Origin of the sequence: Streptomyces sp. C10-9-1, assembly GCF_024497955.1 — a bacterium.
Classification (GTDB): Bacteria; Actinomycetota; Actinomycetes; order Streptomycetales; family Streptomycetaceae; genus Streptomyces; species Streptomyces sanyensis.
This window is the reverse complement of record NZ_JANHKP010000015.1, coordinates 209,891-223,341: the sequence shown is the minus strand read 5'-3', so window position 1 is coordinate 223,341 and position 13,451 is coordinate 209,891. Positions and strand designations below refer to the sequence as shown.

Here is a 13,451-nt window from a genome sequence, read left to right as displayed (position 1 = left end):
GGGGGGGGGGGGGGGGGGGGGGGGGGGGGGGGGGGGGGGGGGGGGGGGGGGGGGGGGGGGGGGCGGGGGGGGGGGGGGGGGGGGGGGGGGGGGGGGGGGGGGGGGGGGGGGGGGGGGGGGGGGGGGGGGGGGGGGGGGGGGGGTGGGGGGGGGGGGGGGGGGGGGGGGGGGGGTGGGGGGGGGGGGGGGGGGGGGCGGCCGGACGACGTCCGGCGACGCACATCAAACCAGCCAAAGTTACTTTCAGGTAATAGGTAGGTGCCGGATTTCTTGACGGGGTCGCAACGCTCGCCGCGCCCTCCCGTTGATCGATCAGAAGTGCGTGCTGTCACCCACCCGGTTGGCATGTCGCCGCGCGTGGTGTGCGGCCCCCGTTCGGCGCACACGCGTGCGCGAAGCTGATCACGAACGGAGAGCGCGGGCGGGTCCGCGCACCCACGCACACGCACGACACGGGAAGCACCATGAGCATCGACAGCCCCACCGCGGCACCCCTCAGGGAGGTGATCGCGGCACACGCCCGGCGGGTCACGGACGCAGGCTGGTTCTCGGCCACCGCCGTCGCCGCCATCCTGCTCAACGCCGCCCTGCTCGGCGCGGAGACCTATGCGGGCTTCGCCCGGGACTGGTCCGTCCCGCTGGGCCGGGCGGAGGAACTGCTGCTCGGGCTGTTCACGGCGGAACTCGCCCTGCGGGCGGTCGCGCACGCCGACCGCCCCTCCGCCTTCTTCCGCAACCCCTGGAACCTCTTCGACGCCGCCGTCGTCCTGTGCGCCCTCCTGCCGTTCGCGGGCGACAACACCACCGTGCTGCGTCTGCTGCGCCTCGCCCGGGTGATCCGCACGGCCCGCTTCCTGCCCCAGCTGAGGATCATCGTCACGGCACTCGGCAAGTCCATCCCGGGCGCGGTCAGCTTCCTCATGGTCGGCACGCTCCTGCTGTACCTGTACGCCATGCTCGGGTGGGCCGCCTTCGCCGACGCCGACCCCGAGCACTACGGCTCCCTCGGGCGCGCCGCGCTCACCCTCTTCGTGCTGATGACCCTCGACGGACTCGGCGACGCCCTCTACGGCGGCCTGCTGATCTCCCCCTGGGCGGCCGTCTACTACGCCTCGTACGTGCTGCTCAGCGCCTTCCTGATGGTCAACCTGCTCATCGGGGTGGTGATCGACTCGCTCGCCCGGGCCCGCGAGGCCGAGGAGGCGCGGCGCTCGCCCGCCGCGGTCGCGGCCCGCGGCGAGGAACTGCGCGAGGCGCTCGCGGCCGTCCGGGCCGGGCTGGAGGACATGGAGCGCCTGCTGCCCCAGGTGCCCGCCCAACCCGACAGGACCCGGCTGCCGCAGGGCCCCTGAGCCCGCCCCCGCCCGGCCGCCGGGCCCCGGCACCGTGGGCGGGATACTGGTGGCGAGCGCCCGGCACCGGAGCCCGGCGCACGGACCCGCCCCAGGAGCCCCGGATGCCCCGCCCCGCAGCCCCCGTCGCACCGCCCCCGCCCGGCGGGGTGCTGTGGAACCTCGCCGGGGACGTGCGCGCCCTGCTGATGCTGCCCGCCGCGCTCACCCTCCAGGTCGCCCACCCCGCCGTCGGCGCCGGGGTCGACGAGCACTCCGTCTTCCGCACCGACCCCTGGGGGCGCGGTGAGCGCTCGCTGCGCTCCCTCCAGCTGTGGATCTACGGCGGGGAGCGGGCGGCCGAGGAGGGCCGAAGGCTCCGCGAGCTGCACCGCACCATCGGCGGTACCGACACCCGGGGCCGCCGCTACCACGCCCTCGCCCCGGCCACCTACGCCTGGGTGCACGCCACCGGGTTCCCCGTCTACCGCCACGCCTGCCGGTATCTGGTGCGCGAGCTGACGCCGGCGCAGGAGCGCCGGCTGTACGCCGAGTGGCTCCAGGTCGGACGCGTCCTCGGGATCCGCGACCGCGACATGCCGGCCACCGTCGAGGCGTTCTGGCCCTACTGGCGGCGGATGCTCGCCGACGAGGTGGAGGCCACCGCGGTGGTCCGCGAACTGGTGGACGCGGACGCCGCCGTGCCTCCGCCGGACCGGGGACCGCGCCCCCTGCGCGCGGTGCTGGCCGTGCTCTGGCCCGTCCTGCTCCCGCCGCTCGCCCGGTTCCGGCGCTTCATGACGGTCGGGCTGATGCCGCCCGACGCCCGCGCCGCCCTGGGGCTTCCCTGGACGCCGGTGCAGGAGCGGCGCCTGCGGCGCTTCGGCCGGGTGCTGCGCCTGCTGGTGCCGCTGCTCCCGGAGCGGCTGCGCTACCTGCCCCTGGCCCGCGAGGCCCGGCGGGCGCACCGTGCGGGCACCGCGGCACGGAGGGCACCGGTGCGGGACCTGTCCGGGCGATCACCGGCAGCGTAGGACGCGGGTGCGCACACCGCCGCGCCGGAGCGGGCGCCCGGGCGCGGGGCCGGGCGCCACGGGTACACCGGCCACCTGTGCGCTACCGGGTCGCCGTCCGCACGACGCCGGGCCGGGACCGGGGGCGGGAGCAGGACGCGGACGGCGGGCCGTGCCACCCCCACCGGATCGCGCGGGAGGACCCGGGAGTTCCCCCCGCCGGGCGATCGGCCGGACACCCCCCGGGCGGCGCCCCGCCGCCTCGCGCGAGGCGCCGGGCGCGGCCGGGCGCACGGGCAGGGGTCCTGCGGACCGAGGCCCGCAGGACCCCCGCGCGCGGGTCAGCCGCCGAGCCCGCCCCGGGCGATCACGTCCGCGTACCAGCGCGCGCTGTCCTTGAACGTCCGCCGCTGCGAGGCGAAGTCGACGTGCACGATGCCGAAGCGCTTGCTGTAGCCGTAGGCCCACTCGAAGTTGTCCAGCAGGGACCACAGGAAGTACCCGCGCACGTCCGCACCGTCCTCCAGGGCGCGGTGCACCGCCGCCAGGTGGGCGTGCAGGTAGGCCACCCGCTCGGGGTCCTTCACCTCGCCCGAGGGGTCCGCGTAGTCGTCGTAGGCCGCGCCGTTCTCGGTGATCACCAGCGGCGTCCCCGGCAGCTCGTCCCGCAGCCGCACCAGCAGCTCGTGCAGCCCGTCCGCGTCCACCGGCCAGTCCATCGCCGTGCGCGGGCCCGCCGCGGGCAGGAAGCGGACGTGCCGCTCCGCCCCCGCCCACGGCGAGGGGGCGTCGCTCGTCCCCGCCGCCACCACCGTGGGGGAGTAGTAGTTGATGCCCAGGCAGTCCAGGGGCGCCGCGGCCGCGGCCAGGTCGCCGTCCTCGACGAAGGACCAGTCGGTCACCCGGGCCGTGTCGCGGACCAGGTCCTCGGGGAGCCGGCCGCGGAAGACCGGGTCGAGGAAGATCCGGTTGCCCACGGCGTCGATCCGGCGGGCCGCGTCCTGGTCCTCGGGTGCCTCGGTGTGGGCCCGCACCGCATGGAGGTTGAGCGTGAGCGACACCTCCGAGGCCGGGGGCAGCACGCTCCGCAGGGCGCGCGCGGCCAGCCCGTGCGCCAGGTTCAGGTGGTGCGCGGCGCGCAGCGAGGAGAGCGCGCTGGTGCGGCCCGGGGCGTGCACACCGCTGCCGTAGCCGAGGAAGGCCGCGCACCAGGGCTCGTTGAGCGTGGTCCAGGTGGCGACCCGGTCGCCCAGGGCCTCACCCGCCAGCCGCGCGTACTCCGCGAAGCGCTGGGCCGTCCCCCGCTGCGGCCAGCCGCCGGCGTCCTCCAGCTCCTGCGGCAGGTCCCAGTGGTAGAGCGTGGCGACCGGCCGGATCCCGGCCTCCCTCAGCTCGTCGGCGAGCCGCCGGTAGAAGTCCAGCCCCTTGCGCACCACCGGTCCCCGGCCCGTGGGCTGCACCCGGGGCCAGGAGATCGAGAAGCGGTAGTCGGTCACCCCCAGGCGCCGCATCAGCGCGATGTCCTCGCTCATCCGGTGGTAGTGGTCGGCGGCGATGTCCCCGGTGTCGCCGTTGCGCACCTTGCCGGGCGTGCGGCTGAAGGTGTCCCAGATCGACGGGGTGCGCCCGTCCTCGGAGGCGGCGCCCTCGATCTGGTACGCCGCCGTGGCGGTGCCCCAGCGGAAGTGCTCGGGGAACCGGTGCGTCGTCATGGCGTCGGGCCGTGTGTCGATCGCGGTCATGAAGGGGGAACTCCCGGAGGTGAGACGTGGGTGCGGACGGGGGCGACGGTTCACCGGTTCAGCCCTTGACGGCGCCCTGCATGATGCCGCCGACGATCTGGCGGCCCAGCAGGCCGAAGACCAGCAGCACCGGCAGCGTGCCGAGCAGCGTGCCCGCCATGATCACGGACTGGTCGTGGACGTATCCGCCGCCGAGCTGCCGCAGGGCGACCTGCACGGTCGGTTCGGACGAGGTGAGCGCGACGATGGGCCAGAAGAAGTCGTTCCAGGCCGCCATGAAGGTGAGCAGGCCGAGCACGGCCATCCCCGGGCGGGCGATGGGCACCACGATCGACCAGAAGATCCGCGCGGTGGAGGCGCCGTCCACCCGGGCCGCCTCGATCAGCTCGTCCGGCAGCGACTGCACCAGGTACTGGCGCATGAAGAACACGCCGAACGCGGAGACGAGGCCGGGCAGGATGACCGCCTGGAGCTGGTTGACCCACTGGAGTTCGGCGATGAGCATGAACAGCGGGATCACCCCCAGCTGCGGCGGGATCATCATGGTGCCGACGGTGACGGCGAGCAGCGCTCCGCGCCCGCGGAAGCGCAGCTTGGCGAAGGCGAAGCCCGCGAGGGTGCAGCACAGCACCGTGCCCAGCGTGATCGACCCCGAGACGATGACCGAGTTGACCAGCGCCTTGCCGATGTCCGCCTCCTCCGTCACCGCCTCGAAGTTGCGCATCAGGTTCGGGCCCGGCAGGAGGGCCGGCGGCACCTGGGCCAGGTCGGCGTTGGAGCGGCTGGCGGCGACGATCGTCCAGTAGAACGGGAAGGCGGAGACGAGCACGGCCAGGACCAGGAGCGTGTAGGCGACGGGCCCGCCGTGCAGGGTGCGGCCCGCCCGTGAGCGGCGCCCGCGCCGCGGCCGGGGGGCCGCACCCGCGGCGGGGGGTGCGGCCGGCGGGTCGGCGAGCCGGGTCATGGGCGGGCCTCCTTGCGGGTGCGCCGGTGCGCGAGGGCGGCGTTGGTGCCGACGAGCACCACGATCAGCAGGAACATCACCCAGGCGATCGCCGCCGCGCGCCCCAGGTGGAAGAAACCCCATCCCTGCTCGTACAGGTAGAGGCCGAGCGTCTGGTACTGGTGCGAGATGCCCCCCGAGACCGAGCCCTCGAACAGCAGCGGTTCGCCGAACAGCTGGGTGGCGCCGATGGTGGAGACGACCACGGTGAAGACGATCGTCGGGCGCAGCCCGGGCAGCGTGACGTGGAGGAACTGCCGCCAGCGCGAGGCCCCGTCCATCTCGGCCGCCTCGTAGAGCTCGCGCGGGATGGACTGCATGCCGGCGAGGTAGATCAGCGCGTTGTAGCCCGTCCAGCGCCACACGACGATCGTGGAGACGGCGACCTGGGAGGCGACGGTGCCCGTCTGCCAGTCGACGGGATCGATCCCGACGAGTCCGAGCACGTAGTTGACCAGGCCGAAGTCGCGGCCGAAGAGCTGGGCGAAGACCAGGGTGGCGGCGGCCACGGACGTGGCGTAGGGCAGCAGCATCGCCGTGCGCAGGAAGGTCCGCCCGCGCAGGCGGTAGTTGAGCAGATGGGCGAGGCCGAGGGCCATCACCAGCTGGGGGACGGTGGAGAGCACCCCGATGGTGAAGGTGTTGCGCAGCGAGGTCCAGAAGAACGCGTCGCCGAACAGCGCGGTGTAGTTGCCCAGGCCCCGCCACTCCATCTCGCCGGGGGTCTGGAGTTCGACCCGGTACAGCGACACGAAGGCCGTGTACAGGAGCGGGAAGAGCCCGAAGGCGGCGAACAGGGTGAAGAACGGGGCGATGTAGGCGTACGGCGAGACGGTCTGCCAGGCACGCCGGGCGGTGCGCCGCCGCTGCGGCGGCGCGTCGCCCCGGGGTGCGGGCCGCGCGGGCGCGGTGAGGGTCACGGGGAGCCCTTCGGGGAGGAGGTCGGGCGGTGCGGCGGGAGCCGCGGGGCGCTCGGGGGCCGCCGGCCCCCGCCGCCGCAGGGTGCACGGCGGCGGGGGCGGAGGCGGGGCCTCAGCCGAGGGTGTTGGCCACGCCCTTCTCGGCGTTGGCCCACGCCTTGGCGGGGTCGGTGCCCTTGCGCTCCACCTCGCCGAGCGCGTTGGTGATCTGCTGGGCGACGTTCTGGTCGTGGACGCCGAGCACCTGGACGGGTGCGGCCTTCGCGGCCTCGCCGAAGATCCTGCCGATCGGCGCGTTCGAGAAGTAGGGGTCCTTCGCGTCGGCGACCTGGTCGATCGCACCGGTGGCGGAGGGGAAGTTGCCCTGGGTGCGGAAGAGCTTGGCCTGCTGCTCGGGGGCGGTGAGCCAGGCGATCAGCTCGTACGCCTCCTCCTTGTGCTCGGCGGCCTTGGGGACGGCGAGGTAGGAGCCTCCCCAGTTGCCCGCGCCGCCGGGCAGCGCGGCGATGTCCCACTTGCCCTCGCCCGCGTCCCCGGCCTGCCCCTTGATGTAGCCGAGCATCCACGCGGGGCAGGGGATGGTGGCGAAGGACCCGGCGGCGAAGGCCTGGTTCCACTGCGGCGACCACTGGTCCAGCTTGGCGCTGAGACCGCTCTGCGCGGCCTCCACGGCGGTGTCCCAGGCGGTGCGCAGGGCGGGGTTGGTGTCCCAGATCAGCGTGCCGGAGGCGTCGTAGTACCGCTCCTCCTCCTGGCCGATCATGATCGAGTAGAGGCTGCCGACGCTGTCGATCCACGCGCTTCCGGCGGGGGCCTTCTCCTTGTACCGCTTGCCGAGTTCCAGGTAGCCGTCCCAGGTCGACCACGTGCGGGCGAGTTCCTCGCGGTCCGTCGGGAGCCCGGCCCGGGCGAGCAGGTCGGTGCGGTAGCACAGCGCCTCGGGGCCGACGTCGGTGCCGAGGCCGAGCACCTCGCCGCCCTTCGCGGTGGCCGCGGCCCACTTCGCCTCGGCGAACTCCCCCTTGAGCTTCTCGGCGCCGTAGGCGCGCAGGTCCTGGAACCGGTCGGCCTGCTGCTGGGTCACCGAGGCGATCCGTCCCACCTCGATGCCCTGGACGTCCGCGAGGCCGCCGCCGCCCGCGAGCCGGGTCTGGAGCGACTTCCAGTAGTCGGCCTCGTCCTCGGTGTCGGTCTGCTTGATGGTGACGTCCGGGTGCAGCTTCTCGTACTCGGCGTAGAGCCCGGCCTCCTGGTAGCCGAAGGAGCCGAACAGGTCGACGGTGAGCGTGACCTTCCCTCCGGCGGCGTCCGAGGCTCCGTCCGACGCGCCGCCGCAGGCGGCGAGGAGCGCCCCGGTGAGCGCGACCGCGCCCAGGCGGACGGCGGCCCTTGTGGCGGCTCGGGCAATGGGCATGGGAAGCCTCCCTTGGCTCCGGGGTCGAACGAGAGCGAGTCGGTTGAGAGCGCTCTCAGTGCTGCGAGGGGAGCGTGCCCGCAGGTCGAGCGCCCCGTCAAGAGTCGAAGGCATAACGGGTTGGAATCGGCGCCGGGGGCGGGCGCTGCTCCATGTCTTGACACCCGTGTTACCGGGGTCCTACGTTCACCGGCATCTGAGAGCGCTCTCGAAAGGGCCGCGGACACGCTCCCCCGTCCTCCCGGCCCGCACCCACCGCCCCGCCGCTCCACCGTCCTGCTCATCGGCCGTATACCGCGGCGCGCACCGGCGTGCGCGCGCCGCGGGGCACGGGCGACCGCCCCGCGGACCGCCCGTCCACCGTGATGACATGAGGTGCCCTCCATGCCAGCCCCCCGCACCCGACCGGCCGCAGCGCTGGTCCTCGCCGCTGCGCTCGCCGCCGCCGGACTGGGCCCGGCCGCGTCCCCCGCGGCCGCCGCCACCGTCCCCGTCGGCGCCGGAAGCCACTCCGACACCCGGCCCCCCGGGGCCTCGGGCCCCACCACCGCCACCGGGACGCCCGTCACCCCCAAGGTCACGCCCGCCGCCCGCGACAAGCCGGTGCCGACCAACGACTGGTGGTCCTCCCTGGCCTTCCAGCGCTACGGCGACAACCCCTGGTCCACCCCGATGTACGGCCACCCGCTGACCTACCAGGCCGTCTCCGGCGGCCTGGAGATCGGCTACCCCACCACCCCGGCGATCGTCGGCGACGGCCGGCAGTACGAGTACCCCCACCGTCGCGACCTCACCCTCGGCCTCACCGGCCTGAACTCGCCCGACACCAAGGCCGACTCCTGGTCGGACTGGACCGTCACCCCCTACTGGTCCGACGGCTCCCGCACCCTGCGGACGACCATCGGCCACGGCCTGCCCTTCGTCTACGCCCAGGGCACCGGTGGCAGCGCACGGATCACCACCGCCACCGCCCCGGCCGTCTTCGCCGACCAGGGCAACGTCCTCGGCATCACCGTCGCCGGGCACCACTACGCCCTGTTCGCCCCCACCGGCAGCGACTGGGACGTCTCCGGCTCCACCCTCACCGCCGACCTCGGCGGCAAGGACTACTTCTCCCTCGCCGTCCTCCCCGACACCGGCGCGCTCGCCGCCTTCCGCCCCTACGCCTACAGCTTCGTCACCGGCTCGGCGGTGGAGTGGGACTACACCGGGGGCACCGTACGGGCCACCTACCGGCTCACCACCGAGGCCAGGGAGGGCACCGAGCGCGGCACCCTCCAGGCCCTCTACCGCCACCAGTGGCTCCACGCGCAGGACCCGCTCACCGGCTACACCTACGTCTCCCCCCGGGGCACCATGAAGGTCCGCCGGGGCACCTCCTTCACCACCGTCCAGAAGGCCGCCCCGGTGCTTCCGGGCCTGCCGCCCACCGGCGCCGTGGACTCGGCCCGGCTGCGCGGGTACCTCAGCGAGGTCGCGGACTCCGCCGACCCCTTCTCCGGCGCCGTCGACACCTACTGGACGGGCAAGGCGCTCGGGAAGCTGGCGCAACTCGTGCCGCTCGCCGACCAGATCGGCGAGGACGCGCTCCGCGAGAAGCTCCTCGGCCTCATCAAGGGCCGTCTCCAGGAGTGGTTCACCGCGGGCGGGCCCTCCGAGTTCTCCTACGACCGGACCTGGAGGACGCTCACCGGCTACCCGGCCTCCTACGGCAGCGACACCGAGCTGAACGACCACCACTTCCACTACGGCTACTACGTCTACGCCGCCGCCGTCGTCGCCCAGTACGACGCCGCCTGGGCGGCCGAGTCCGCCTGGGGCGGCATGGTCGGGACCCTCGTGCGCGACACCGCCAACCCCAGCCGCACCGACGCCGCCTACCCGTTCCTGCGGGGCTTCGACGTCTACGCCGGCCACAGCTGGGCCTCCGGCCACCAGGGCTTCGCCGCGGGCAACAACCAGGAGTCCTCCTCCGAGTCCACCAACCTCAGCGCCGCGCTGGTGCTGTGGGGGTCCGCCACGGGCGACACCGCCCTGCGCGACCTCGGCACCTATCTGCTCACCACCGAGGGGGAGGCCATAGCCCAGTACTGGTTCGACGCCGACCAGCAGGTCTTCCCCGCCTCCTTCGGCCACGACACCGCGGGCATGGTCTGGGGCAGCGGCGCCGCCTACGCCACCTGGTGGACCGCCAACCCGGAGGAGATCCACGGCATCAACGTCCTCCCGGTGACCGGCGGTTCGCTCCACCTGGGCGGGCGGAAGGAGGCGATCCGCCGCAACCTCGCCGAGATGGAGCGCGAGAACGGCGGACCCGCCGTCGAGTGGCGGGACCTCCTCTGGGAGTTCCGGTCCCTCGCCGACCCGTCCGCCGCGAAGTCCCGCTGGGACGCCGGCCACTCCGGCTACACCCCGGAGGCGGGCGAGTCACGCGCCCACACGTACCACTGGATCACCACCCTCGACGCCCTGGGCGCGCCCGACCCCTCGGTCACCGGCTCCGTCCCGACGTCCGCCGTCTTCGCCAAGGGCGGCACCCGCACCTACGCGGCCCACAACCACGGACCCACCGCCCGCACCGTGACCTTCTCCGACGGCCGCACGCTCACCGTGCCCGCGCGGTCCACCGCCACCGCCACCGGGCCGGGCGGCCCCGGCCCGGACCCCGAGCCCCCGACGGGCGGCACCCTCCACCCGCGCACCGGCGGCGCCCTGGCCGCGACCGCGGGCGGCACACCCGGCAGCGACACCGTCCCCTCGGCGGGCGGCGCCAACCACGACGGCACGCCCCACCGTCCGCTGGTCTACGAGATCAGGGGCGTCGACGGCACCTACCGCCCCGGCGGATCCACCGCCTTCCGCCTGCCGGTGGACGCCGGCACGGCCGTGGCCCTCGGCCAGCAGGCGCGGATCAGCTACGACCTGACCGGGGACGGCACCTTCGACCGGGTCGAGACCTACCACTACTTCGCCACCGACCCGGTCGCGGGCTGGGAGGAGTACCACCAGGGCCGCGGCCTGAAGAGTGCCACCGGCACCTGGGGCGACCTGCGCGGCGGCACCGTCCGCCTGGAGGTGTGGAGCGCGATCGGCAACGCCGACGCGCGGCTGCGCACCGGTGCGGAGGACTCGGCCGTGGTCATCCCCTTCGGCTGAGGAGCCGCCGCACCGGGCCCGCCCGCACCGGGCCCGCCCTCCCCGGGACCTCCCGGGGAGGGCGGACCCGCCTCAGGCGGAGGCCCGCCGGACCAGCGTCACCGGCGTGACGACGGACGCCGGCGGCTCGCCGCCGGTCCCGTCCAGCAGGCGCATCAGCAGCCTGACCATCAGCCGCCCCATGCCCTCGATGTCCTGCCGCACCGTGGTCAGGGCCGGGTCGGTGCGGGGTGCCACCGAGGCCATGTCGTCGAAGCCGACCACGGCGACGTCCCCGGGCACCGCGACCCCCCGCTCGCGCAGGGTGCGCAGGGCCCCCGAGGCCATGACGTCGTTGGCCACGAACACGCCGTCCACGTCCGGCCGCCGCTCCAGCAGCTCGGCCATCGCCCGGGCACCGCTCTCCTCGGTGAAGTCCCCCTGGCACAGCAGCGCCGGGTCGGCGCCGGCCAGGACGTCGCGGTAGCCGTGCAGGCGGTCCAGGGCGGAGGTCTGGTCGCGCGGACCGGCGATGTGCGCGATCGTGCCGCACCCGAGGGAGACCAGGTGCCGCACCGCCTCCCGCGCCCCGCCCCGGTTGTCGGCGTCCACGAACGGGACGCCCTGGCCCGAGCCGGCCGCGGGGCGCCCGCCGAAGACGGCCGGCACCCGGGTGCGGCCGATGAGCGCGGGCAGCCGGTCATCGTCGTGCAGGGAGAAGGCCAGCGCGCCGTCCACGTGCCCGCCGCCCAGGTAGCGGGCGATCCGGTCGTGGTCGCCGGGGCCCTCCACCCACAGCAGCACCAACTGGGCGTCGTGCGCGGTCAGCTCCCGGCTGATCCCGCGCACCTGCTGTTCGAAGAAGGGGTCGGAGAAGACCCGGAACTCCGGCTCCGCGATGATCACGGCCACCGCGCCGTTGCGCCGGGTCACCAGGGAGCGCGCCGCGTGGTTGGGGACGTATCCGAGCTCCTCGACGGCCCGGCGCACCTTGTCCACCAGCGGGGCGCGCACCCCCGCTCCGCCGTTGACGACCCGCGAGGCCGTGGCCCGGGACACGCCGGCGCGCGCGGCGACGGCTTCCAGCGTGGGGCGGGGCCCCGTGATCTGCTCGGGCAAGGCGGGCGCTCCTCGGCTCTCGGGCGCGTACGGCGGCTCTCCCCGGCGGCCGCGCCGCCGGGTGACACGCCCAGGATATCGGCAGGCCGCAGCTGCCTGAGAGCGCTCCCACCCGGGGTGGCGCCCCGGGTGCCGCGGGCCGCCGCGCCCGCCCCCGCGGGAGCGGAGGCGGCGGCCCGGTCCCGTCAGCGGTCGTGCCCCGCGCCGGCGGCCGCGCCCGGCCGGCCGTGGTCGTGCACCGAGTTCGTCGCCGCGATCCCCTCCCAGGACGCCGGCCGGACCGGAGCGGCCTGCCCGGTGCGCGAGGAGGCGATCCCCGCCCCGGCCGCCGCCGGGGCGGCGGGCCTGCGCGGTTCGTACAGCCAGGTGTGGAAGAGCCCGGACAGCGGGCGGCCCGACACCCGCTCCGCGTAGCGGACGAAGTCGCCCACGTCCGCGTTCCCGTAGGCGTACGCCGCGGGCCAGCCCTTCAGCACCGCGAAGAAGTCCTCGTCGCCGATCTCGTTGCGCAGCGCCTGGAGCGCCAGGGCGCCCCGGTCGTAGACGGCGAGGTGGAACTGCCGCTCGGGTCCCGGGTCACCGGGCAGCACCGTCCAGAACGGGTCCTCCTCGGGGTGCTGCGCGTACACCCAGTCCGCCAGCTCCTGCGCCGTCCCCTCGCCCTCCCGCTCGGACCACAGCCACTGGCTGTAGCGGGCGAAGCCCTCGTTGATCCAGATGTCCCTCCAGCCGCGCACCGAGACGCTGTCGCCGTACCACTGGTGCGCCAGCTCGTGCACCACCACCGAGACGTTCGCGCCGTTCGCGAACTGGCGCGGGCTGTAGAAGGGCCGGGTCTGCGTCTCCAGGGCGTACCCGCTGGTCACATTGGGTACGTAACCGCCGAGCGCGTTGAACGGGTAGGGGCCGAACACCTCCGTCAGCCACTCGGCGACCTCGGCCGTGCGCTCCAGGCTCGCCCGGGCGGCCCCGGCGTGGGCGCCGAGGTCCTTGCTGTAGGCGTTCAGCACGGGCAGCCCGTTCGCCGTGGTGTCGGTGGTGATGTCGAACCTGCCGACCGCCAGGGTGGCCAGATAGCTGGCCTGCGGCCGGTCGGAGCGCCAGTTGTAGCGGGTCCACCCCAGACGCGAACGCTGCGAGACCAGGACCCCGTTGCTGATGGCCTGGCTGCCGTCGGGCACCGCCACCGACACGTCGTAGGTCGCCTTGTCGAGCGGGTGGTCGTTGCTGGGGAACCACCACGCCGCCGACTCCGGCTCCTGCGCCGCGACACCGCCGTCCGGCGTGCGGTGCCAGGCCGTCCAGCCGCCGATGCTGACCTCGGAGGGCTTCCCCGCGTACCGGACGACGACCGAGAACGGCCGGCCCTCGGCCAGCGGACGGGCCGGGGTGACGACCAGCTCCTGCTCGCCCTCCCGCACCGAGGCGGCCGGGCGGCCGTCGACCCTGACCTCCCGGACGTCGAGCCCGAGGTCGAGGTTGAAGCGGCTCAGCGACTGGGTGGCGGTGGCCAGGATCGTCGCCGTGCCCTCCAGCCGGTCCGTCTCCGGCCGGTACGTCAGCCGGAGGTCGTAGTGCGAGACGTCGTACCCGCCGTTCCCGGACGCCGGGTAGTAGGGGTCGCCGATCCCCGGTGCCCCGGGCGCCGGGGACGCGGCCGATGCCGGGATCGCCAGCAGCAGGACGGACGCGAGGGCTCCGGGGGCGATGAGTCTGCGGTGCACGGATGCTCCCTGTCGTAAGGGGTGTGCGAACCCGTCGACCCTAGGCGCGG

9 protein-coding genes are annotated in these 13,451 nt (G+C 74.8%); 3 read left to right on the top strand and 6 right to left on the bottom strand.

The window, feature by feature from the left end; genetic code table 11:
- Positions 1-464: 464 nt before the first annotated feature.
- Together NPS70_RS22235 and NPS70_RS22230 are read left to right on the top strand one after the other, a co-directional pair.
- Positions 465-1,352 (top strand): ion transporter, encoded by an 888-nt coding sequence (locus tag NPS70_RS22235; RefSeq protein ID WP_256526127.1) that lies wholly within the window; start codon positions 465-467, stop codon positions 1,350-1,352.
- A gap of 104 nt (positions 1,353-1,456) precedes the next feature.
- Positions 1,457-2,365 carry an oxygenase MpaB family protein gene (locus NPS70_RS22230; RefSeq protein ID WP_256526126.1) on the top strand — a complete coding sequence of 303 codons (909 nt, stop codon included), beginning with the start codon at positions 1,457-1,459 and terminating at the stop codon, positions 2,363-2,365.
- A gap of 320 nt (positions 2,366-2,685) precedes the next feature.
- Here NPS70_RS22230 and NPS70_RS22225 read toward each other — a convergent pair whose 3' ends face one another.
- The 4 genes from NPS70_RS22225 to NPS70_RS22210 all read right to left on the bottom strand — a co-directional run bounded on the left by NPS70_RS22225 (position 2,686) and on the right by NPS70_RS22210 (position 7,423).
- Complete coding sequence (locus NPS70_RS22225; RefSeq protein WP_256526125.1) at positions 2,686-4,086, bottom strand: GH1 family beta-glucosidase; 1,401 nt, start codon at positions 4,084-4,086, stop codon at positions 2,686-2,688.
- Positions 4,087-4,144: 58 nt separating this feature from the next.
- Complete coding sequence (locus NPS70_RS22220; protein WP_256526124.1) at positions 4,145-5,050, bottom strand: carbohydrate ABC transporter permease; 906 nt, start codon at positions 5,048-5,050, stop codon at positions 4,145-4,147.
- Complete coding sequence (locus NPS70_RS22215; RefSeq protein ID WP_256526123.1) at positions 5,047-6,009, bottom strand: carbohydrate ABC transporter permease; 963 nt, start codon at positions 6,007-6,009, stop codon at positions 5,047-5,049. The genes NPS70_RS22220 and NPS70_RS22215 overlap by 4 nt, the downstream gene beginning before the upstream one ends.
- Before the next feature lie 112 nt (positions 6,010-6,121).
- A complete protein-coding gene (locus NPS70_RS22210; RefSeq protein WP_256526122.1) occupies positions 6,122-7,423 on the bottom strand; it encodes an ABC transporter substrate-binding protein in 1,302 nt (433 codons plus the stop codon).
- A 384-nt stretch (positions 7,424-7,807) separates the two neighbouring features.
- Here NPS70_RS22210 and NPS70_RS22205 point away from each other — a divergent pair, with 384 nt between their 5' ends.
- Positions 7,808-10,579: a glycosyl hydrolase gene (locus tag NPS70_RS22205; protein WP_256526121.1), complete on the top strand. Its 2,772-nt coding sequence runs from the start codon at positions 7,808-7,810 to the stop codon at positions 10,577-10,579.
- A gap of 72 nt (positions 10,580-10,651) precedes the next feature.
- Here the strand turns inward: NPS70_RS22205 and NPS70_RS22200 are convergent, their stop codons facing one another.
- A complete protein-coding gene (locus NPS70_RS22200; RefSeq protein ID WP_256526120.1) occupies positions 10,652-11,677 on the bottom strand; it encodes a LacI family DNA-binding transcriptional regulator in 1,026 nt (341 codons plus the stop codon).
- Positions 11,678-11,862: 185 nt separating this feature from the next.
- Positions 11,863-13,401: a M1 family metallopeptidase gene (locus NPS70_RS22195; RefSeq protein ID WP_256526119.1), complete on the bottom strand. Its 1,539-nt coding sequence runs from the start codon at positions 13,399-13,401 to the stop codon at positions 11,863-11,865.
- Between the last annotated feature and the right edge of the window lie 50 nt (positions 13,402-13,451).